Genomic DNA, 23,155 nt, shown 5'->3' on the forward strand with positions numbered 1-23,155 from the left:
AATGCCTGTTGACAGCAGGCGCTCCGCCTCTTACATCGCTCCCCGTCGCCCAGATGGCGGAATTGGTAGACGCGCCAGCTTCAGGTGCTGGTACTCGCAAGGGTGTGGAGGTTCGAGTCCTCTTCTGGGCACCAATTTCATGTTCCGGATCGTCCCGGAAAATACAAGAGCCCCGCGAAAGCGGGGTTTTTTGTTGGCTTTTGCAGGTTTTACGTCCTGCACCGTCCATCGACATGTGATGGCATCCAGAGAATTTGATGGCATAATTGATGGCATCGCAGCACCATGCCATCACGCAATCGAGTCGGACGCCATCATATGCCACTCACTGACACCAAGATTCGCGCGCTCAAACCGGTCGCCAAACCAACCAAGCACGGAGACGGCGGCGGGCTGTTGCTCGTCGTCAATCCGAATGGCAGCAAGCTTTGGCGAATGGTGTATCGCTACGGGGGCAAGCAGAAGCAGCTGGCGTTTGGTGCATGGCCGGATGTCTCGCTCGCCCTGGCCCGCGCTCATAGGGATGCCGCGAGAAAGCTGCTAGCCGTCGATGTCGACCCATCCCAGAAGAAAAAGCAGGACAAGATCGCCAAGGCCGATTCTGCAGCCAACAGCTTTGAGGCGCTGGCAGAGGAATTTCTCGATAAGAACCGTCGCGAAGGAAAATCGGAGGCGACGCTGAACAAGAAGCGCTGGCTGATTAGTCTCGCACTCAAAGATCTGCAATCCAAGCCGATAGGCGAAATCGACGCGGCCGATATTCTGCTACCTCTGCGTCGTGTCGAGGCGCTCGGGAACTATGAGACTGCGCGCCGGCTACGCGCGGTGATCAGCCAGGTTTTCCGCTACGGGATTGCAACGACCCGTGTCAGCAACGATCCCACCTTTGGACTGAGAGGAGCTATCATCGCGCCGAAGGTCACGCATCGAGCGGCGTTTACCGAGTGGGAAGCTTTCACCGGGCTGATCAAGAGCATCTGGGCGTACACTGGCTCCATCGAAACACGCACAGCGATGAAACTGATGGCGTTGCTTTACCCGCGGCCAGGCGAATTGCGGCAAGCGGAATGGACAGAGTTCGATCTGGACAAGGCAACCTGGACGATACCGGAAGAGCGGGCAAAAATGCGTCGGGTTCATCGCAAGCCGCTGCCGCCCATGGCAATAGACATACTGCGCGAACAGCAGCGCCACACCGGCAATCTTCGGCTTGTGTTTCCAGCGAGCACATCGCTTGAACGGCCGATCAGTGAAAACACGCTGAACCAGGCCCTGCGCCGGATGGGCTTCGAGAAGCACGAAGCAACCTCGCACGGGTTCCGCGCAACCGCGTCCACGCTGCTGAATGAAAGCGGGCTATGGAATGCGGATGCAATCGAGGCCGAACTTGCACACGTCAGCGGCAACGGGGTCCGCCGCGCCTATCATCGTGGGGCATATTGGGAAGAACGTGTCAGGATGGCCGAGTGGTGGGCTGAGAGGATTGGGGAGATTTTGGGAGATACTGGCAACTAGTCATCACCGCTAAGGCCTCTGGCATTTCACGGTTGAAACGACATTTCATCCTCGTTTTGATTGCATTGGCTGTGCGGTTCATCCTACGCTCAACTCCACTGACTTGGGAGGAACGGCGTTAGCAGGATTTTTTGCTTTTTTTTAAGGTGAATTGTCCGCTAGACAATCCGGACACTTTTGAATTGCGTCACAGCCCATCCAACACCGATGGACGTATGTTACTGGAATTCGCGTTTGCCATCGACTTCTAATCAAAACCCCGAGCAACTCGCCCGCGACCGGATCGATGACCGTCTGCGGGCATCCGGCTGGCATGTTCAGGATAAGGATGCGCTCGACTTTAACGCCGGCGTTGGTGTAGCGGTTCGCGAGTATCAAACTGACATCGGACCAGCCGACTACGTTCTGTTCACCGACAGGAAAGCTGTCGGGGTCGTCGAGGCAAAGCCTAACAACTGGGGCGTCCGGCTGACCTCGGTTGAGGAGCAATCCGAGGGGTATGCCAACGCAAAGCTGAAATGGGTCGCTAACGCCGAACCCCTTCCGTTTATCTATGAAAGCACCGGTCAAGTCACCCGCTTCACCAACGCCCGCGATCCCAACCCGCGATCGCGCGAGGTCTTCACCTTTCACCGGCCCGAAACTCTGAAAGCCTGGTGGCAATCCCCGAAGAGCCTGCGCGCTGGCATCGCGGCGCTGCCAGATCTTAACCCGGAAGGTCTTCGCGACTGTCAGGTCAAGGCGATCACCAACCTCGAAACCTCGCTCAAGGCCGACAAGCCTCGCGCACTCGTCCAGATGGCGACCGGATCGGGCAAGACGTTCACGGCGATCACGCAAGTCTACCGCCTGCTCAAACACGTGGGAGCGCGCCGCATCCTGTTCCTCGTCGACACCAAGAACCTGGGCGAGCAGGCCGAACAGGAGTTCATGGCCTTCATCCCCAACGACGACGTTCGAAAGTTCACCGAGCTTTACAACGTCCAGCGCCTTACTTCGCCCTCCATCGCGGGCGATAGCCAGGTCGTCATTTCAACGATCCAACGCATGTACGCCACGCTCAAAGGTGAGGAACTCAAAGAAGGCGCCGAAGACGAAAACCCGGCCGAGCAGAAATGGCGCCGCAAGGAACCGCTACCAGTGGCCTACAGCCCCAAGCTGCCGCCTGAGTTCTTCGATGTCGTCGTGATCGATGAATGCCACCGCTCGATCTACAACCTCTGGCGCCAGGTCATTGAGTATTTCGATGCCTATCTGATCGGCCTTACCGCCACACCCGACAAGCGCACATACGGATTTTTCCAGAAGAACGTCGTCAGCGAATACACCCACGAAAAGGCCGTCGCCGACAAGGTGAACGTCGGCAATGAAATCTACCTGATCGAGACGGAGATCACACAGAGCGGCGAGACGCTCAAACCCGAGCAACTGGTCGAGAAACGCGAACGCGAGACTCGCGCCCGTCGATGGGAAATGCAGGGCGAGGAAAAGGCCTATGCCGCCACCCAGCTTGACCGATCTGTCGTAAACCCTGACCAGATCCGCACCGTCATCCGCACCTTTCGCGACACGTGGCCCGAGATCTTCCCGGGCCGCAAGGAACTGCCGAAAACCCTCATCTTCGCCAAGACCGACAGCCACGCAGACGACATTATCCAGATCGTCCGGCAGGAATTCGGTGAGAGCAACGACTTCTGCCGCAAGATCACCAATGGTGCCAAGAACCCGAAATCCTCGCTCTCGGCCTTCCGAAATGACTATTACCCGCGCATCGCCGTGACCGTGGACATGATCGCCACCGGCACAGACGTCAAACCACTCGAATGCCTGGTATTCATGCGCGATGTGCGATCGAAGAACTATTTTGAGCAGATGAAAGGCCGCGGCACCCGCGTACTGAAACCAGATGACCTGAAAAAGGTCTCCCCCTCCGCCAAGGCCAAGACCCATTACGTAATCGTCGATGCCGTCGGCGTCACCAAGTCGCTCAAGACGGCCAGCCAGCCGCTCGACACCAAGCCCTCCATCCCCTTCAAGGACCTCGCCATGGGGCTGATGATGGGCGACCGCTCCGAGGAAACCGTCAGTTCGCTGGCCGCCCGATTGTCCCGGCTCGACAACAAGCTCGGGGCCGACGATCAGGAGAAGATCGCGGCCGAGGCCGGCAAAGCCCTCACCACCATCGTGCGCGATCTCTTCGATGCCATCGACCCCGACAAGGTGGAAGCCGACGCCAAGGCCGCAGGCCACCCCGAGCCGGACGATGCCGCCATGAAGGCCGCGCGCGAGGAACGTATCAAGCAGGCCGCCAACGTCTTTACCGGCCCGCTCATCAACCTGATGGACAAGATCCGCCGCGACAACGAACAGACCATCGACCATGACAACCTCGACACGCTCCTGCGCGCAGAATGGGCGGGAGACGTGGCCGAGAATGCGAAACAGATTGCACAGGAGTTCGAGGAATACCTGACCGAGAACCGCGATCAGATCGAGGCGCTGTCGATCTATTTCAACACCCCCGCCCGCCGGTCCGAGGTCACCTACGCCATGGTCAAGGACGTGCTGAAGACGCTGACCGAGGATCGCCCACGTCTGTCCCCGCTCACCGTTTGGCGCGCCTATGCGCATCTTGATGACTACAAGGGCAGCACCCCCGTCAGTGACCTCACCGCGCTCGTGGCGCTGATCCGTCGGGTCACGGGGCTGGATGACAAGCTCACCCGTCATTCCGAGCGAGTGCGGCGGAACTTCCAGAACTGGGTGCTGAACCGCCACTCAGGCGCGGGCGAGAAGTTCACCGACGAACAGATGGACTGGCTGCGCATGATCCGTGACCACCTCGCCACGTCTTTCACCATCGAGCGTGACGATCTGGACATGGCCCCCTTTGACGGCAAGGGCGGGATGGGGCAGATGTACACGCTCTTTGGGGACGGTATGGAGGAAGTCATGACCGAGATGAATGAGGCGCTCTCGGCATGACTGATTTACCTTCAACGTGGGCTTTGACTCCGCTCGAGAACCTGATTGCGCACGATGGTGTTTTTACCGATGGCGATTGGGTTGAGAGCAAAGATCAAGACCCAAGTGGCTCAGTTCGTTTGATCCAGTTAGCCGATATCGCCGACAATCGCTTCGTTGATAAATCGTCACGCTTTTTGACCCTCGACAAGGCTTATGAACTGAATTGCACATTCCTGAAGAAGGGTGACATCTTGGTTGCGCGGATGCCCGATCCGCTTGGTCGCAGCTGTCTCTTTCCGCTGGAAGGCGACCAAAATTTTGTCACCGTCGTCGACGTTTGCGTCATTAGGCTGGGCAGCGTAGCGATCGAGCCACGGTATTTGATGAGGGCGATCAATTCGCCAACAGTTCGAGGCCAGATTTCGGATTTACAATCTGGCTCGACCCGAAAGCGTATTTCACGGGGGAATCTCGCGACCGTACCGATTCCAATCGCCCCAACCAACGAACAACGCCGGATTGTGGAGACGATCGAGGCGATGTTCGACGAGATCGACAAGGGGGTCGAGAGCCTGCAAGCGGCGCGTACCACCCTTGGCCTCTACCGCCAGTCCCTGCTGAAATCTGCCTTCGAAGGCCGCCTCACCGCCGACTGGCGCGCCAAGAACGCGGACAAGCTGGAAGCCCCCGAAACAATCCTAGCCCGCATCCAGCGCGAGCGCGACGCCCGGTACAAAGCCGCTCTAGGCGCCTGGCAAGACGCGCTCGCCACATGGCGCGACAGTGGCGAGAAGGGCAAGAAACCCGCGAAGCCGAAGCGGCCTCGGGACTTTCCAACCACAGCTTCGGACATCGGCATTCCCGGATGGGCCATGCTGCCGCTGGGCCTGCTAATCGACGAACCTGCATACGGGACGTCGAAAAAGAGCGACTACGATGGTGGCAATAAGGGCGTTCTGCGCATCCCGAACATTGCGGCCGGCGTGGTAGACGCAACCGACCTCAAATCTGCCAATTTCGACGAAGCGGAGCTTGAGCAATACCAATTGATCGAAGGCGATGTGCTGACCATTCGGTCGAACGGGAGCCTTTCATTGGTGGGTAAGCCAGCATTGGTTCGACCAGTCGACACGGAATTCGTCTATGCAGGCTATTTGATCCGCCTTCGCCCCATACCCGGCTCGCTGGTTCCCAAGAACCTCGTCTATCTGATGATGGGACCGAACGTGCGCGGCCAAATCGAAAGCAAGGCAAAGTCGACAAGCGGCGTCAACAACATCAACGCGAAGGAGCTGCAGGAACTTCAAGTGCCCATCTGCACCCCCGCCGAACAAGTCGAAATCGTCCGCCTTCTCGACGCTCGGCTCGACGCCGCCGACGCGCTCGAGACCGAGATCGACGCCGCTCTCACTCGTGCCGACGCCCTTCGCCAATCCATCCTGAAAAAAGCCTTCTCCGGCCAACTCGTCCCCCAAGACCCTGAGGACGAACCCGCCTCCGCCCTGCTCGACCGGATCAAGGCTGAAAAGGCAGAAAGAGAAAAAACCGCCAAACGCGACCGAAAATCCGCGCCACCCCGCAACCCCAAGGCAAGGAGGCCGACATTGACTGATCTGATCGAAGTGCTCGAAAAGCAGAAAAGCTGGATCTCGGCCGCGAAGGCGGCGCAGCAGTTAGGGATTGGCGATGGCTCGACATCAGACGACGTGGAGGCGTTCTTCCGCCAGCTAAAAGATTTTGTCGAAGGTGGTGCCATCGAAGTTGAAAGGCGCGGTGACGAAGATTGGTTGCGCCTTGCTAAGGTGGAGGTGAGCTGATGCGCATCGATTGGCTTTGGGTGGACGAGTACAAGAACCTCAGGGACCTGACGATCGATTTCTCTCAGGACCACCTGATCACCGTGCTTATCGGCCGGAACGGTACCGGCAAGTCAAATGTGCTCGAAGCCCTCACGGTCATCTTTCGCGACCTCTTGATGTCAGAGCGTGTGCCATCGCTCAAGTATCGCATCGCCTACGAAATCCAGGACCGCTGGGTGTTTATCGACGCCGACCCGAAGCGAAAGGATGCCTACCGGGCAAAGACTGCCAGCAAGAAAAATCATCCTGCCCCCTATACGGTTGGCGCGTCTTTCGATGACCTGGAAGGCATGTCTATCAGCAGAACGAAACTCGTGGGTGAGGCCTCGGAGCACCTCCCACGCTTTCTGTTCGGCTACTATTCGGGTGAAAGCGAGCGGATGAAGGACGTGTTCCGCGCCTACCTGAAAAACTACGATGACAAGCTGATCAAGAACAATGACCCTGGGCTGAAACGCATGTTCTTCGCTGAGCCCGTGCACAGCAACTTTGTGCTCCTATCGTTCATCGTGAACAATAAGAAGAAGACAGACGAGTTTCTGCAAAAGCAGTTGGGCCTTGAAGAAGGTGGGATTGAATCCGTTTTGTTTGTGCTCAAACAGCCTTATTGGTTCAACAACAACGCTACGGGCGGAGACGAACGGTTTTGGAATTCCAAAGGGATAGTTCGCGATTTCCTCGCCAAGCTTTACGAAATCTCACTGGCACCGATCCGCATCAAGCGTAGAGAACTGTATGATGTTCGTCGTTCCCGGACGCTTGAATACCTATACCTCTTTGCCAAGGACATCGACGCCTTGCAAGAATTGGCAAGGGGCAAGACTTCAGCCGAGTTCTTCCGGGATCTGGAGAGCACTCATGTCTCCGACCTCATCGACGAGGTGCGGATCAGGGTGAAGCTCAGAAAGAACGATGGCTCTGTCACTTTCCGCGAGTTGAGCGAGGGGGAGCAGCAGCTGCTGACCGTGCTCGGCCTGCTCCAGTTCACATCGGCAAAGGAAAGCCTTTTCCTCCTGGACGAGCCCGACACACATCTCAATCCACGCTGGAGCGTTGAATACATCCAACACATTCAAGATTTTCTCAGGGACGATAACGACAACAACCAATCCAGCCATGTCCTTCTGGCTACACACAACCCAATCGCTGTGGCCGAGCTGCTGAAAGAACAGGTGCAGATTTTGAAGCGGGATGAAGAGACCTTGAACATTACTGCCGAGGAGCCAACCGTGGACCCGATGGGGATGGGGTACGCCGGTGTGATGACGAGCGAGATGTTTGACCTCAATGCAGCTGTAGACACAACGACCCAGAAACTGCTCGAGACCCAGCGATTATTGTCGGCCAAAACTCAGCTGAGCGAGGCCGAGAAAGAAGAACTTGAGAAAGCAACGAGCCAACTGGAAACGCTTGGTTTCCGTTACCAAATGCGAGACCCGGTTTATACGGAATACCTGCGAGCCCGCGCTGCGCAGACCGCAACGTCAAAGCTTGGGAGCGATCAGAATTCGGACAAACTGGATCCAGAAGACGCTCGCCGATTGGTTCAAGAAGCTTTGGACGAAACCAAAAATGAGCCTGGGTCATGAGGTTTATCGATATCGCGTTCATAACACCTCCAGACGACTTCGAAGAGAGGGCAGCTGCGGCGCAGGCGGATGGTGTAGAGAATATTGGCAAGCACTCGGATGTTTGGCGCGACTGCAAGCCAAACTTGAAGCAAGCGTCTTTCGACAAGTGCTATTACTGCGAAATGAAGGATATTCGATCAGACGGTACCGTGGATCATTACCGCCCAAAATCAAAATACAGCTGGGCTGCTTTCCGCATCGACAATTTTCGCTTTGCCTGCACATTTTGCAATAGCCGTCGAACGGACCAGAAAACTGGTGAGATAGGAGGTAAGGGGGCCGGATTTCCGCTATATGAAGGCTGCGAGCGAGCTACATGCAACGAAGAAATCGGCAATGAAACCCCGCTTCTTCTGGACCCGTGCAATGCAGCTGATCCAGATGCTTTGGATTATCGCGCCGACGGAGTTGTGGTCCCTGCCAGCCAAGAGGACGCCAACCCACAGAAGATTCAAGCCTTGACCTCAATAGAGGCTTATCACCTCAATCATTCTGATTTGCAGGAAGCAAGAAGGCGCGCCGCAATTGAAATTCAAGAAAAGATAATTGAGGCTGAGTCTTTCATGAAGCGTTTTACCGGTGGGGACCTGACAGCTAAACAACCATACACATCTGCTGTCAGAGATCTCAAACGGCGGTTGGACCAACGTACGGAGCTTTCCGCATTTTCCAAACGCGTTCTGCAAGCCTACAAGAATAAGCCATTTGTTGACCAAATCTTGGCAACTCCGTAGGGCCCCTCATGAAGATAGCACCCTTCTTTTCGCAGGCCTGGAGTCACTTTACCACGCGTCTTGGTGACGGCATCGGCTACGGCGACTATCGTGAGCAGGTGACCTATATCGTTTTCCCTAAGATGTCGGATCAACACGCGATGTCATCCTGCGGCCGCGTTGGGGCCACTCCTGAGGGACACGGTTGCAACAGAGAGGACACCGTATGACCAAGAAAGGCCGTTCCATCGAGTTGTTCTTTGTCGACGGCACCCCCGACGGCATGGTCACGGCCACCATCCCCTTTCAATGGTCAGGGCATGTCCTCGTCACTCGACGTACCCAGCTGAAGGAAGCGATCTCTCGTCCCGAGGCGCTGCGTACCGGCGTTTACCTGCTTGTTGGCGACAAGGACGGCGAGGCCACCGCATATATCGGCGAAACTGACGAGCTGAAGTCGCGACTGACCCAGCACGCCGCGTCTAAGGATTGGTGGGATACTGCGATCCTGATCACTTCCGGCGGCGAACCCCTGAACAAGGCTCACGCCCGCTATCTGGAACACCGGATGCTGACAGATGCGAAGAGGATCAACAAGATCGCCTTGGAGAACGGCCAGTCTGCTACCGCCAGCCCGCTTAGCGAGGCCGCCAGGGCGCATATGGAGAATTTCCTTGAGAACATCTATCTGGTTCTGCCTGCCTTACGGTTTGATTTCTTCACGGAACAGACGAAGGACGACAGCCCTGCGGCACCAGCATCCGTGGCAAGCGGCGCGGTCTTTTTCACCTTCGATATCGCGAAACACGGGATCAAGGCCCGCGCTCGTTGGGAAGATGGCAAATTCATTGTCGAAGCTGGATCGCTAGCGCGGGACAAATGGGCGAGCGCAGCCGCGCACGCGACCTACGAGAATCTATACGCGCAGCTCGTTGACCAAGGCATTCTGGTTCTCGAGGGGCCACACCGCGTGTTTTCCAAGAGCTACGTTTTCAACAGCACAAGTGCAGCAGCCGCAGTTGTCTCAGGTCGCCCGGCGTCGGGGCCAAAGAGCTGGATCGTCGAGCACACTCAACAAACCTATGGTGACTGGGAAGCCGCCCAGTTGCAGGCCGTCGAACAGGAAGAATAGCAATGAGCACTGCACCAATCGTCTCCAAGGTCTGGAGTTTCTGCACCACGCTGCGTGACGACGGCGTCGGCTACGGCGATTACCTAGAGCAGCTGACCTACCTCATCTTCCTCAAGATGGCCGACGAATATGCGAAACCGCCCTACAATCGAGATGTGGGCATCCCCAAGGGATTTGACTGGACCAGCCTAACCTCCCGAAAGGGGGCAGAACTGGAAGCGCATTACGTCGTGCTCTTGCGCAAGCTGGGCGAACAGAAAGGCATGCTCGGCCAGATTTTCACCAAGGCGCAGAACAAGATCACCGACCCCGCCAAGCTGTTCCGCCTGATCGATATGGTGAACGGTACGAAATGGGTGACACTGGGTGCCGACGTCAAGGGCGATATCTACGAGGGGCTGCTCGAGCGCAACGCCGAGGATACGAAGTCCGGCGCTGGCCAGTATTTCACCCCGCGCGCCCTAATCCGCGCGATGATCGAATGTGTCCGTCCTGAGCCCGGGAAAACGATCGCAGACCCGGCCTGCGGGACCGGGGGATTTTTCCTCGCCGCTCATGATTTTCTGACTGACCCAGATAACCATGCGCTCGACAAGGACCAGAAGGCTTTCCTGAAGCACTCGACCTTCTTCGGCAACGAGATTGTTGCCGGCACTCGGCGCCTGTGCCTGATGAACATGTTCCTGCACGGCATCGGCGAAATGACCGGTGACACGTTGGTATCGCCCGCTGATGCCTTGATATCGCCGCCTTCAGAGACCTTCGACTATGTTCTCGCAAATCCTCCTTTCGGCAAGAAGAGCTCGATGAGCTTCACCAATGCTGAAGGTGAACAGGAAACGGACGACCTCACTTACAATCGCCAGGATTTCTGGGCGACGACATCGAACAAGCAATTGAATTTCGTCCAGCATATCCGGACCATGCTGAAGACCACAGGGCGTGCCGCGGTGGTCGTGCCCGACAATGTACTGTTCGAGGGCGGGGCTGGTGAAACTATCAGGCGCAAGTTGCTTCAAACGACCGACCTGCACACTATTCTCCGACTGCCAACGGGCATCTTCTATGCGCAGGGTGTCAAGGCAAACGTCATATTCTTCGACAACCGTGCCGCCAGCCCTGATCCGCAAACCTCCAAGGTCTGGTACTATGACTACCGGACCAACGTTCATCACACCCTGAAGCAGAAACCCCTTACTTACGCGCACCTCGAAGACTTTGTGTCCTGCTACAACCCCGGCAACCGGTATGAACGCACACCCACCTGGAGCGAGAGTGCGCCGGACGGGCGGTGGCGCGCTTTTGAACGGGACGAGTTGCTGGCCCGCGACAAGGCCAGCCTCGATCTTTTCTGGCTCAAAGATGCATCAATGACCGACCTCGACAACTTACCGGAACCCGAGGTGCTAGCCGAAGAAATAATGGAAAACCTCCGTTCCGCTCTGGCGAATTTTGAAGCCGCAAGTGTGGGATAGAAAGGCGCTTGGATTATCTACTGTGCGGCCCGGGTCGAGCGGGAACCAATTGGGCCCAAAAATGCGATTTAAATACTAATAACGAGGTTGCTTCTTATTCTTTTTTGAAACGCAGAAACGGGGAACAATATGGATGGCTGGGCATGCGCATTCTGTGGCTCAACGGATCTAAAGCGAACGAAGGAGCACCTGTGGCCAGCCAGCCTCCACAGACGCACCGTAGCGCTGCAAGATGGTATCGAACAGAAGTTTTGGCTTGCCAGTCTAGACAAGGCACTGTCGAATGAACCAATTATTCGAGATGTCTGTGCCGTTTGCAACAACGGTGAGCTATCTAAGCTGGATAATTATATATGCACAGCCTTCGATCATCATTTCAGCATCATCCGCGAGCGTGGAGAGGAGGTAATACTGGAGTACGACTACCATTTGCTGAAACGCTGGCTGTTGAAGATTTCGTATAACTCAGCCCGGATAAACAAATCCGACGTGCCCGTCTTTGAGCCTTTGATACCTTACATCATGGGGCAAAATATGACCGCGGGACGGACCGTGAAGCTCTTCCTGGAAATGACGTATCCCAGCAAGGTTCCCCCAGCAGAGATGCAAGACGGCATGCCCTCAATAGTGAGACCCGCAATCAACCGTGTCGGTTTCTTTGGCTACGACGCATCAAACGGGGTCAACATGCTCAGGGCGGTACATTTGCGTAGCTTCAGTTTTCTTCTCGCCTTCTTACCGGGCTCCGCGACTGCGGCGTCAGTGAATGCTTTTGTCGCAGAGTTTCTCTCGCGCCGCCCTTCTGCCCGCGAGCTCAGGGCATCTACTTCGCGAGCAACATTATTGTGCGACGGAATTGACTGCTGGGCATCAATAACTTCAGGCATGATGCACCGAATTGAGTTCAAGTAGCTTCCGTTGTGCGATGATATTTTGGAACAAAGACATATTGGACGATACCACAGGCCTCGACATCTTGGGGGTTCGCGCAATCGATCAGGGGATGGAGTCAGATCTCGTTAACGGCATCACGACCGTCTCGGCGCGTGGTCGCTACTTCTCAATTCTGCCGTGGGCGATAAACCAGTTTTACAACATGACGCTCGAAGCGGGCGAGCCTTTCGATCAGGGGGCGTTAACCGCGTTTTTGACGCGGGTCGAATTTCTCATCATTGCTGCCTCACAGGCTGATCCAACGGGAGGAGCTGGCGGTGCTATCCTTGGCAGTGATTATTTCGCTCCACAGATGAAGTTGCTGAAGTCAGGCACAGCCGTTTCGCTGCCGCTATCCAAGAGCAGTCGCATCCTCAATATTTACTACAATCCCTGCAAAAGCGTCGGGTTCATCGGCAACGCGCCAAACGGCAGCCCCGTACCGTATCAGATTACAGAGCGGGGACGCGCCATCTGGCAGGCTCGGCAGGGTCGCTTGGAAGGATCACCGCTTCTCGATCTGCTCTTTCGCGGCGGTGACGTCGATCACGCGATCGCGGAGGCTGCCGTGTCCGAATTTTCGCTTGGCGCGCTGGTGCCGGAATCTGACGAAGCGAGGCTGCTCAGAGATGCTTTTCAAACCGCCTATCCGAGCGCAGCATCCGCCCGCGAAATGATTGAGCATAGATATCGGCTCCTAAGGGGGACGCAAGCATGGATCGCGTCATGGGCGGATTCCGGAAGAGCCTCTGCAGATCAGCTATTGGCGCTCAATCTGCAACAGGTGAGCGCAGGCCAACGCCGCGATACTGCATCACTTGCTTGGGCAAGTTATGAGTGGCGTAGGCGCCAACACTTTGCGCTAGAGCTGCTTTTGAACGCTGTTTGCGGCGTGCTGGGCGCCCTTGGCGGCGCAGGCACGGTTGACGATGTGGTTCGGGCCACCCGCGAAGAGTGGAACCTCAATGAACGGCTAAAGGATTTGTGGCCGGCCGCGTCCGATGCGTGGAGTTCGACAGCAATCGTTGCGCGCGGTTCCGTGCCTCCGGATTTGTTTGCCGGAAAGGCGCTTCGATTTAGGAGCGTCGACGAATTGAGTCCGCCAGAAAAACTTATGGCTAGCTTTGCGATCCTATCAGCTCTTCAAGACCAGACCCGGAGCTTCCGGGGAACCTTGGCGGCACATGCGAACTCGATCAGCGATCTCGCGCTCAGTCTAATCATTTCAGTTGGCGATCAACCATTCGCGGAATTCCTCTCCGAGCTCGCCGAAAGATGCGCCGTCACCCCGCACCTGCAGGTTACCTTGCGCAAGATGTCGGCCGGTCAGAAGTGTTCATTGCGCTTCTTTCCTGACGGCAATGTCCTGAGGCTGACCGCTAACCAGACCAATGCTGGCTTCAGCGGTACGCGGCTTTACAACACGATCAACGTTCTCTCCGACATCGGGATTCTCACCAGGAACGTTGACGGTTCACTTGCCACGCGTGAGGCTGCCGCTTGATCGAGAAGAACGTCATAGAAGCGGTGTGCTCAGGGGTTCAGAAGGCTGGTACAGCTATCGTGCTCACACACAATATCGACTTTCTTTTCGTGGAGTCGATCTTGCTGCCCCGCCTTCGGGACCTAGGCTCACCGCAACTGACCATATTCGCTGACGCCGCCTGCGCCGCGAATACTTTTCACATGCAAGAGCGACTAGTCACGAAGCTCGGCACACGCTACCGCGTTGTAGCCGTAGACCTCGGCAACGCCCGCCGATTTCATCCGAAAGCAATATTCCTTTATGGCGATACAAGCGCTAGCCTAGCTGTTGGAAGTGGAAACGCCACTCATGGGGGCTGGAGTTCAAACCAAGAAGTATGGTCCGATTTCCTCTTTCCAGGCGATGGCGGCCCTGAGATAGCAGCATTCATTCCCTATCTTGAGCGTATACTCGATTGTGTCCCGAGCGCCGGACAGATCAAGGCAGAAACGCTCGGGAATCTGAGCTTGGCCAGTAATAGCTGGTGTGCAACACTACCGGCGCCGGGAGGCCTAGCTTGGACGCCGCAGGCTAAGCCACTACTTGAACAAATACTGGATATAGTCGGTCGTCATGTGGCTTCGATCGACATCCTGAGTCCCTACTTTGATCCGTCCGCCACTGCTCTCTCTCATCTGGCTGCCCTCTCAAAAGGTTCAGTCCGGGCCTTCCTGCAACCCAGGAAGGCAGGCCTTTCAAGTGATCTCGCCGCAGCCTTGCCGCCGAATGTACGATTGCAGACGATAGAAGCGGACACGGAAGAGCGGCGGTACAAGTTCATCCACGCGAAAAGCTACGCGATCCATACTCAAACTGGGCGTTTTCTGGTTGTGGGCAGCGCCAATTGCTCCAGCGCGGCACTGCTGGCGGGCGATGCATGGGGCAACGCAGAGCTTATGAGTGTTCAAGCGACCAACGAACAGGAGATCGCCGAATTCTGGTCGGGATATAATCTGACCGATGCGGCTCCGTCGCTGCCGGATGTGCACCCTTCGGAGGAATGGGCGGTCGAGACAGTGGAGCTGCGCATACTTAGCGCCCGAAGAAACGGGGACAGGCTCCAAGTTTTTTTCAAAGCTCAGAACGAAATCATCGAATTGCATGCATGTGCCCAAGGGCTGAATTCACAAATGCTCCCGGCTATAGAGCTTTACTCGGATCGGGCAGTTTTCCTCATAAGCGGGATGATATCGTCTATCTGGCTGAGTTCCACGCTACCCGATGGCACCACGATTACATCAGCTCCAAGCTGGATTGACGATGAGAGTGCTCTCAGTGTCGGTGGCCCGGAACGATCATTTCGGGAACGGCTTGAAGGCGCGGCCGTGCGGGGCAGCTTACTTGGCGGCGAATTTCTGGCGGTTCTCGAACTCTTCGATCAGCACATCCAAAAGCCCTCGGGTCATCACAGCACTCGGTCATCCACGAAAAATCATACTTTGGACCCGTCATTCTTCACAGAGGACGACATCTACACTGACAGTTGGCCAATGGCATCACCGCTATTTTCGTCGGCCCTTTCAACGGGTGGCTTCAATGAGGCGGACGCACTCACCCTCATACAATCGTTCTTTGAGACACAGAACGAAGACACCCAACGAAATAATCCTGCAAACGTGCAGAGCGACGAAGATGGGAAGGGTGAGGATCAAGAACCGGACGACGTTCAACGCGCCCTAGCCACGCAAAATCTATCGACGACCACTCAAAGGTTCGCGCGCCTTTTCAAGAGGATCGAGAACTCTATCGCACATCCGGAATATGCAACGAGCCGTCCTGATGATCTTCGCCCGGATCAAAGGCGGATTGTCGCCGGCGGACTACCGTAGTCAAACGATGGCTATGTGGAAGGTGCTGTTTTTCGGGGAAACCGGGAATGATGGGGTCGTGCCTCGACACCTGAAGACACTTCCCGAACCGGAACGCATCGCTGCCATCGGTAAATTGCGGTCGGCGAAGCTTACGGCGGCGATGGCGGCTTGGTGCATGATTGACTGGGCCAACGCTGAAAACGATGCGCAAAGATTTCGCTTCGCCGCGGCTGAGCTCGCTTCACGCCACCGCTGGCTATCCGAAGGCGGCGACCGCGATGCAGTGTTATGGGAACTAGATCGCAATGCAAGAAAACTCCTGTCCGATGATCGAGACAAACTCATGAGCGTCTGGCATAGGTGGCTTCGGGACGGACACGCCGTCGAAACATTCCGGGAAGCGCTCTCAGGCGCCGATCAGCGCAGAATTGCAGGTACATCCAGCCGCAAGGTGCTGCGAGAGGGCGAGTTGGTCTGGCAGGCAAAAATGGGTTTTCGCGTGGTCGCGACCGACTGCCATAGAGCTATTTCGAGAAACGTTAGTTTGATGCCGGTCGATCGAGAAAAGCTAATCAAGGTGCGGTCAGGATTCGTCGCGCCGGTATCAGATCTGCTGAAAGCGGAATTCGGAATATCCGACAATGTGAAGCAGCAGATATTCGACCTGATCAATGCGCTCGACGAGTGGCAAGGTAGCGCCTCCAACTAACGAACCGTTGTACGATCGAGGGGCCAGGTGCACGGTCCAACAAGCGCTACGGGCCCGCTTAATCAGGCATCGGTGGCTTTGCTTTCAGCGCGCCGAGTCTATTCAAGCGCGATAAGGAGCCGCCATTATTGAGATCTAAGCAGATGGCGGCTTTACCTACTGTTACCCACCCCATGTCAATCGTTCAAGATTATCCTTTGCTCCAGAGTTTCTGTCGCTAATCGGTTCGAATTTCAGTGCACTTCACCTTTTCATATACCGCTCAAAGATATCCTTTGCTCGCTCATAATCGGGATCTCCTGGGGTGATCTCACCGCGCTCAAAGGCCAGGTAGAGCTCGAGTTCAGTCCGGTGTGAAAGAGCGCGGCGGCAAAGCTCGTCGAGGATTTCCTCGCGTTCACTGTCCTGCATGGAGGCGTAGTACTTGCGGATTGTCTTGCCCGGTTCGTGACCGAGATTGAGTTGAAGGGCCACCTCCTCGATAATCGCCATACTCCCACGTTTCGAGAGGAACGGATGAAGGATCTTGCGGAAGTCATGTGAGGAGATTTTGTTCTCTGGAATTTTGGCAGCCTGGGCTGCATCCTTGATGATCCGCTGAATTGGGTCATCCGACTTCCAGCATTCCGGGACTGAGGTTTCAGCGGAGCGATAACCGAAGCCGATCGCGTTTGATTGGATGTAGCGATCCGGCAAAAAGAATGGCGCCTCCGCACCGAAACCATTCATCTCGCGCCACCGGGCCCAATCCCGGATTGCGTCGAGAAGCCCGGCGCCAAGATCCAAGCAATAGGTGCGAATGTGCTTGCAATATTTGGTGCTTACCTCACGGGGATCCTGATTGATCCATCTGGTATGCGTGTTCACATGCTTGCCGCGGAGCGTGACCAGAGCCTTAACGCGAATGCCTGTCGTGATAAGCATGGCGATTACGGCGCGGTTCCGAACCTCTATCGGCGTTGAACCGGGCATGGCAGCGAAAAGGCAAAGCGCCAAATCAAAGGTGAGACTTGTACCCTTGACCATGCTCGACCCGGCGGCCCGTTCCCTTCGGGAAAGCTGGAAGTACCCTGGGAGATCGGGATCCAGCTCGATATCGGGCCGACGTTGGAACCATCCGAAGAACGCACCGCAGCGATCCAGAGTGTGTTCGAGCGTCGACCAGCTTAGTCCCATGTCCCCTTCCAATGACCGCCGTCTGCGAAGCTCGTCCTTGAAGCTGCAAACATCTCCAATGCTAACCTGCTCAAACGGCTTGTGATCAAGGAAAGCGCTCATGCGGGCCAACGCACGCAGATGCTCATCAACCGTTCTCCGATCCAGTTCCCGGTTTCTCTCGAGGAAGACACGGTAGTCGTAAAGCCAGCGCAAATTGCCGCTGTGGGTTTCAGTCGGAAGCGATGCACCGTTTCTCCAAGTTTCCCCGGAGGCACCATCATCACTTACGTCGGACGAGTGTCCGGGGATGTTGATGGCTGAGGCAAAGATTTCGGGCACCTCGTCAGCTGGTATGTCAGCTTGTAGCATGTTGTGGCAATCCGTGCACATGCCTGTCACCAAGAGGCAGTTGGTGTCAGCTGCAAACGTCTTGATGGTTCCAGTGATCAGAGTCTTGAAGCCCAGGCAGACAGAACAGTGAATGCGGCCATCTTGTGGTGAGCGGCCATCCGGCCAGCGCATCCTAGTGATGAACCGGCGCACCTTGTATCCCGCAAAGAGCTGTGGTCGCTTAATGTCGACTGTCTCCAGGCCGGCACGTATCCAGTTCAGGATTGTGCTGTCACTTACACCGTACATCTCCTTGAGATCGTCACGGGAATAGACCCAGTGTTTTCGAACTTTGGTGGGATCGTATTTGCGCGGCATGATCAGCGACCATTGGGCCTTCGCGCTTTGCAGACGTCGACGTAGCAATCGATCTCCGCAGGATCCCAGCGCGTTGAACCGCCAATCTTGATAGGTTGGGGAAAGTCAGGATCGTTGTCCTTCAGTCGCCACACGGCGGTGACGCTGGTGTTCAGGCGGACGGCGACGTCACCAACGCGCATAAGCGGCCGAACAATGACTGCTGTTGTTCGCCTTGTCCGATCATCTGGTGTTGAAGGCGCGCCCCCCACCGGCCCCGTTTCGGTATCAGCGCGCTGGACCTGGGTTTCAAGCGCCAAGGGTTCCGTTGTTGAAACCTCTTCTTGCCTGTCTGGGCTTGATTGCGAATTGCTGCGAGAGAATTGCAGGCTATCAATCGGCCGCGGCGATCTGCCGAACTCACGAGCCTGGCTTGCTTCCGCGTATTCATTGGCGAAGCTATCTTCACCGATATGGCTTGCCGCCTTGGAGCTTTTCTCGAACGAATCTCCATCGTGCTCGATCGCATTGTACGAACCATCGTTGGCCATTCCGCTTCGCTGCTTTGTTCGGTCCATTGGAATCACTCTACGGGAACAAGGATTGGCCACCAGGCGAGGCCTTAGGTACGCCTCTCAGCCAGACAGACAGCGTCAATACCGCTTTCGATCAGCGTGGATCGTTCGAGGCCGGTAAAGCCGCAATGAACCGCTCCAGATCCTCGCGCAGGATCAGTGTCCTCTTGCCTAGCTTGCGAACAGGCAGGCGGCCCTCCTTGATGATGCAATAGAGTGTGGAACGACCAATCCCGAGAAGGCGGGCGGTCTGGGCAATGGACAGTGCTGAGGTTTCCTGCATGGCTTTATCTCCGTCTGGACCCGAGCAATCCCGGGTGGATGCGGAGAACATGCCGTGCAGAATGGCCGAATCCTAATTCCGCAATTCCGCGGATATCAGTTCTTCGCGAAATTTTTCGATCCGGATTTTACGATCGGGATTTCGCACGCCTTTTGGTCCTCGTTTCGGATTTGGATAGATCTCGCGGTGGAGCTGCCGAACAAGGTCTCTCTGCGCAGCAGGCAAGACGCTTCGGACCAAGTATTCCATTTCGCTCTGCGAGATAGGAGCCAAGTTCACGGGTGTCTCGGCGACAATCATCTCGACCAAGCGTCTTACCTTTGCACGCGCTACTGCAGACGATATTGGGAGCGTCTCGATGTCCAGTTCATGCTCAGACCAGTTCTCAAGAATGAACGAACTCCGGATTTGAATCCTGCGATATCCACCAACCTGGACCCCAAGGATTGCTCCTTCCCATGGGTCATCATCATCCGTTCCGATCAACCTGTAGGGTTGGCCGGAGTCATTGAAATCCGACGTTGCGGTTTGGCGCCAAATCCCGCTTGGTACTGGGACCAATCTTCTCCGATCTTCCTCGGGCTCTCCCCGTACGATCGCTTCAGCGATTTCAGACGGCAGATCCGCAAGCGTCGCAACTAGCGCTTCATCAGCCTCCTCTTCGCGACCACGATACAATTCTCGAGGAATTGGTTGCCCGCGGAGCGCTATCCATTCCAGCGCAGCCCCAAGGCCGATCCAAGTTTTGTCCAGATCTTCCCGCGTAACCGATGGGTTCACATCAGCATCGTTTGCGCGCGAGTCCGCTTCAAAATTGTCATCCATGGGAATCGGCTCCAAAATAATGACGTCATGATTGGACGTTGTCGGACCTCTATGCCAACGTTCGGTGAGCTAGGGACAGTTCGACAACATCGCCTTTTCCACAAGATTTCTTGAGGTTTGCGCCGGCGTGCCCACTACGACTATGCGATTGATGGCATTTTTGATGGTATCTCGCTTTTAGTGAGATATATTATTTTATTATCTCAATATGATAGATGTTTAATTTGGGTCCTCTTCTGGCACCAATTTCATGTTCCGGACTTGTCCGGAAAACACAAAAAGCCCCGCCTCGGCGGGGTTTTTTGTTGCCTTCTTTCGGCTGGCGGAAATCCGTCTGTCAAACGGCGATGCCCCCGGCCGCATTCTTAGCGTCGGGGGCAGCTTGAGCGTGTCGTGGGCAGATCAGCCGCGCTCTTTCTCGTCACCGGATTCGATGAAGCGGCGGTCGTCCTGAAGCTCCAGCCAGATGGCGTTGAGGACCGCGAAGAGGGCGGCCAGCGGCAGGCCGAGGATCCATGCGAAATACCACATATCAGATATCCTTTCTCAATAGACGACGTCGCTGGCTTCGGTGACGCTCTTCTCGGTCACCTTGCCCCACAGGACCTTGTAGACCCATGCTGTGTAGGCAAGGATGATCGGCACGAAGATCACGGCGGCGACCAGCATGACGAACAGGGTCTGGTGCGACGAGGAGGCGTCCCAGACGGTGAGCGACGAATTGGGCGCGATCGACGAGGGCAGGATGAAGGGGAACATGGTCAGCCCCACCGACGAGATGACGCCGATGATCGCAAGCTTCGAAAACAGCAGCGTCGAGACCTCGCGGCCGGCCCGCAGGCCGAGGAAGGCCAGGAAGGCACCGGCAAAGCCGAGGATCGGCGAGACGATGATCCATGGGCGGGCCGAATAGGCCGCCATCCACGAGCCCTGACGGACGACCTCGCTCAGGAGCGGGTTGGACGGACCGTTGGCGACAGGCGGAACTGAGAAGGCATAGGCCTGGATGCCTGCCGCCAGCCAGATGCCGGCCAAGGCATAGGCCGCCATCATAACAAGGGCGGCGATCGAGCCGTAGCGGCGTGCCCGGGCTTGCACCGTGCCCTCCGTCTTCAGGTTCAGCCATGCCGCGCCGTGCATGACGATCATCGACAGCGAGACCACGCCGGCCAGAAGGGCGAAGGGGTTCAGGAGGCCGAAGAAGGTTCCGTCGTAGAAGATCATCAGATCGTCGTTGAAGCGGAACGGCACGCCCTGCAGCACATTGCCCATGGCGACGCCGAAGATCAGCGCCGGCACCGCACCGCCGATGAAGAGCGCCCAGTCCCAGCCGTTGCGCCAGGTGGCGCTGTCGCGCTTGGAGCGGTACTTGAAGCCGACCGGCCGCAGGATCAGGGCGGCTAGGATGGCGAACATGGCCAGGTAAAAGCCGGAGAAGCTGACCGCATAGAGCGGCGGCCAGGCAGCGAAGATGGCGCCGCCGCCGAGAATAAACCAGACCTGGTTGCCTTCCCAGACGGGGCCGATGGTGTTGATGGCGACGCGCCGTTCCGTGTCGGTCTTCCCGACGAAAGGAATGAGCGCGCCGACGCCCATGTCGAAACCGTCGGTCAGGGCGAAGCCTGTCAGCAGGACGCCGAGCAGCAGCCACCAGATGACGCGCAGGACATCGAATCCAATCAGTTCGAAGAGAATCATGATCGTTACTCCGCGGGTTGCAGTTCGTGGTTGCCTGCGCTCAGGCGATTGCGGTGTTTGTTCATCCACTGGTCGGTTTCCGACACGTCGATGTACGGACCCTTGCGGATGTATTTGAGCATCAGCCCCATCTCGATGACGAACAGCACCGAGTAGAAGGCGGCGAAACCCACCAGCGTGATCAGGAGATCGGTGACGCTGAGCTGCGAGGCCGACAGCGCCGTCGGCAACACGCCGTCAACCGTCCAGGGCTGGCGGCCGAACTCGGCCACGAACCAGCCGAGCTCGGCGGCAATCCACGGCGTCGGAATGATCGCGACGGCAAACCAGAGCGCCGGGCGCGAGAAGCGCATACGCTTGAACGACGCCTGGTAGAAGAACCAGCCGAGGATGGCGATGAAGGAGAAGCCGAGTGCGACCATGATGCGGAACGCCCAGAACAGCGGCCAGACGGTCGGAATGGTGTCGTTGGCCGCCTTGACGATCTGCTCCTCGCTCGCCTGGCGCGGGTCGTCGACATAGCGCTTCAGGAGCAGAGCGAAGCCGAGATCGCGGGAGTGATCCTCGAAGGTCTTGCGGACCTCGTCGCTGACATTGCCCTTGTTGCCACGAATGGTCAGCAGCGCATCATAGGCGACGATGCCGGAGCGGATGCGCTCTTCGGCGACCTTTTCCAGCTTGTCGATGCCGGGGATTTCCTCGGTCAGCGACCGGGTGCCGATCAGGCCCATGGCATAGGGAATGTGGATGGCGTAGTGCGTTTCACGGGCCTCCTGATCGGGGAAGCCGAACAGGGTGAAGGAGGCCGGCGCGGGCTGGGTTTCCCACATGCCCTCAATGGCGGCGAGCTTCATCTTCTGGTCATGGGTGACCGAATAGCCGGATTCGTCCCCCAGCAGGACGACCGAAAACGCCGAGGCGAGGCCGAAGCTGGCCGCGACCGCGATCGAGCGGCGGGCAAGCTCGATATGCCGGCCCTTCAGCATGTACCAGGCCGAAACGCCGAGCACGAAGACCGATGCCGTCACGTAGCCGGCGGACACCGTATGCACGAACTTCGCCTGGGCGACGGGGTTGAAGACGACGTCGAAGAACGAAGTCATTTCCATGCGCATTGTCATCGGGTTGAAAGCCGCGCCGACCGGGTTCTGCATCCAGCCATTGGCGATCAGGATCCAGAGCGCGGAGAAGTTGGAGCCGATCGCCACCAGCCACGCGACGATCATGTGCGCGCGCTTGGACAGGCGATCCCAGCCGAAGAAGAAGAGGCCGACGAATGTCGCCTCGAGGAAGAAGGCCATCAGGCCCTCGACGGCCAGCGGTGCGCCGAAGATGTCGCCGACATAATGGCTGTAATAGCTCCAGTTCATGCCGAACTGGAATTCCATGGTGATGCCGGTGGCAACGCCGAGCACGAAATTGATGCCGAACAGCGTTCCCCAGAATTTGGTCATCTGGCGCCAGACCGGCCGGTCGGTCATCACATAGACCGTTTCCATGATGGCGACGATGATGGACAGTCCGAGTGTCAAAGGGACAAAGAGAAAATGATAAAGTGCCGTCATTGCAAATTGCAGTCGTGACAGCTCGACTATGTCGATAGCCATGGCGTCCTCGCTTTCAAATCAGAGCAGGCGTTCTTCCACACCCAATCTGCTT

Annotated in this window: 18 protein-coding genes and 1 tRNA gene; 12 read left to right on the top strand and 7 right to left on the bottom strand. The window is 56.8% G+C overall.

Annotation, left to right across the window (positions count from 1 at the left end; genetic code table 11):
* Positions 1–47 precede the first annotated feature (47 nt).
* The 12 genes from NN662_RS17545 (at position 48) to NN662_RS17600 (ending at position 16,270) form a co-directional block, all read left to right on the top strand.
* Positions 48–134, top strand: a tRNA-Leu gene (locus NN662_RS17545).
* A gap of 184 nt (positions 135–318) precedes the next feature.
* A complete protein-coding gene (locus NN662_RS17550; RefSeq protein ID WP_261931503.1) occupies positions 319–1,515 on the top strand; it encodes a tyrosine-type recombinase/integrase in 1,197 nt (398 codons plus the stop codon).
* A 234-nt stretch (positions 1,516–1,749) separates the two neighbouring features.
* On the top strand, positions 1,750–4,500 hold the full coding sequence (locus NN662_RS17555; RefSeq protein ID WP_261931504.1) for a DEAD/DEAH box helicase family protein: 2,751 nt from the start codon (positions 1,750–1,752) through the stop codon (positions 4,498–4,500).
* On the top strand, positions 4,497–6,299 hold the full coding sequence (locus tag NN662_RS17560) for a restriction endonuclease subunit S (protein WP_261931505.1): 1,803 nt from the start codon (positions 4,497–4,499) through the stop codon (positions 6,297–6,299). The genes NN662_RS17555 and NN662_RS17560 overlap by 4 nt, the downstream gene beginning before the upstream one ends.
* Positions 6,299–7,930 carry an AAA family ATPase gene (locus NN662_RS17565; protein ID WP_261931506.1) on the top strand — a complete coding sequence of 544 codons (1,632 nt, stop codon included), beginning with the start codon at positions 6,299–6,301 and terminating at the stop codon, positions 7,928–7,930. Before NN662_RS17560 ends, NN662_RS17565 begins: the two co-directional genes overlap by 1 nt.
* Positions 7,927–8,706, top strand: a complete 780-nt coding sequence (locus NN662_RS17570) for an HNH endonuclease (protein WP_261931507.1) — start codon at positions 7,927–7,929, stop codon at positions 8,704–8,706. Before NN662_RS17565 ends, NN662_RS17570 begins: the two co-directional genes overlap by 4 nt.
* Before the next feature lie 205 nt (positions 8,707–8,911).
* Positions 8,912–9,817, top strand: a complete 906-nt coding sequence (locus tag NN662_RS17575; RefSeq protein ID WP_261931508.1) for a GIY-YIG nuclease family protein — start codon at positions 8,912–8,914, stop codon at positions 9,815–9,817.
* A 2-nt stretch (positions 9,818–9,819) separates the two neighbouring features.
* A complete protein-coding gene (locus tag NN662_RS17580; RefSeq protein WP_261931509.1) occupies positions 9,820–11,292 on the top strand; it encodes a class I SAM-dependent DNA methyltransferase in 1,473 nt (490 codons plus the stop codon).
* 129 nt (positions 11,293–11,421) lie between these two features.
* A complete protein-coding gene (locus NN662_RS17585; protein WP_261931510.1) occupies positions 11,422–12,204 on the top strand; it encodes a hypothetical protein in 783 nt (260 codons plus the stop codon).
* A gap of 37 nt (positions 12,205–12,241) precedes the next feature.
* Complete coding sequence (locus NN662_RS17590; RefSeq protein WP_261931511.1) at positions 12,242–13,729, top strand: hypothetical protein; 1,488 nt, start codon at positions 12,242–12,244, stop codon at positions 13,727–13,729.
* Entirely contained in the window at positions 13,726–15,579 is a 1,854-nt protein-coding gene (locus NN662_RS17595; RefSeq protein WP_261931512.1) for a hypothetical protein, read from the top strand. Before NN662_RS17590 ends, NN662_RS17595 begins: the two co-directional genes overlap by 4 nt.
* On the top strand, positions 15,530–16,270 hold the full coding sequence (locus NN662_RS17600; RefSeq protein ID WP_261931513.1) for a hypothetical protein: 741 nt from the start codon (positions 15,530–15,532) through the stop codon (positions 16,268–16,270). Before NN662_RS17595 ends, NN662_RS17600 begins: the two co-directional genes overlap by 50 nt.
* A gap of 243 nt (positions 16,271–16,513) precedes the next feature.
* Here NN662_RS17600 and NN662_RS17605 read toward each other — a convergent pair whose 3' ends face one another.
* The 7 genes from NN662_RS17605 to NN662_RS17635 all read right to left on the bottom strand — a co-directional run bounded on the left by NN662_RS17605 (position 16,514) and on the right by NN662_RS17635 (position 23,103).
* Positions 16,514–18,136 (bottom strand): tyrosine-type recombinase/integrase, encoded by a 1,623-nt coding sequence (locus NN662_RS17605; RefSeq protein WP_261931514.1) that lies wholly within the window; start codon positions 18,134–18,136, stop codon positions 16,514–16,516.
* Positions 18,137–18,138: 2 nt separating this feature from the next.
* A complete protein-coding gene (locus tag NN662_RS17610; protein ID WP_261931515.1) occupies positions 18,139–18,666 on the bottom strand; it encodes a helix-turn-helix transcriptional regulator in 528 nt (175 codons plus the stop codon).
* A gap of 118 nt (positions 18,667–18,784) precedes the next feature.
* Positions 18,785–18,973, bottom strand: a complete 189-nt coding sequence (locus tag NN662_RS17615; RefSeq protein WP_261931516.1) for a helix-turn-helix domain-containing protein — start codon at positions 18,971–18,973, stop codon at positions 18,785–18,787.
* Between the two features lie 72 nt (positions 18,974–19,045).
* Positions 19,046–19,798 (bottom strand): hypothetical protein, encoded by a 753-nt coding sequence (locus NN662_RS17620; RefSeq protein WP_261931517.1) that lies wholly within the window; start codon positions 19,796–19,798, stop codon positions 19,046–19,048.
* Between the two features lie 402 nt (positions 19,799–20,200).
* The gene (gene cydX / locus NN662_RS17625) at positions 20,201–20,329 is read right to left on the bottom strand and encodes a cytochrome bd-I oxidase subunit CydX (RefSeq protein ID WP_261931518.1); all 129 of its coding nucleotides are present in this window, start codon (positions 20,327–20,329) and stop codon (positions 20,201–20,203) included.
* A 15-nt stretch (positions 20,330–20,344) separates the two neighbouring features.
* The gene (gene cydB, locus NN662_RS17630) at positions 20,345–21,496 is read right to left on the bottom strand and encodes a cytochrome d ubiquinol oxidase subunit II (protein ID WP_261931519.1); all 1,152 of its coding nucleotides are present in this window, start codon (positions 21,494–21,496) and stop codon (positions 20,345–20,347) included.
* Positions 21,497–21,501: 5 nt separating this feature from the next.
* On the bottom strand, positions 21,502–23,103 hold the full coding sequence (locus NN662_RS17635; RefSeq protein ID WP_261931520.1) for a cytochrome ubiquinol oxidase subunit I: 1,602 nt from the start codon (positions 23,101–23,103) through the stop codon (positions 21,502–21,504).
* Between the last annotated feature and the right edge of the window lie 52 nt (positions 23,104–23,155).

It is taken from the genome of Rhizobium sp. NRK18 (genome assembly GCF_024385575.1).
GTDB lineage: Bacteria > Pseudomonadota > Alphaproteobacteria > Rhizobiales > Rhizobiaceae > JANFMV01.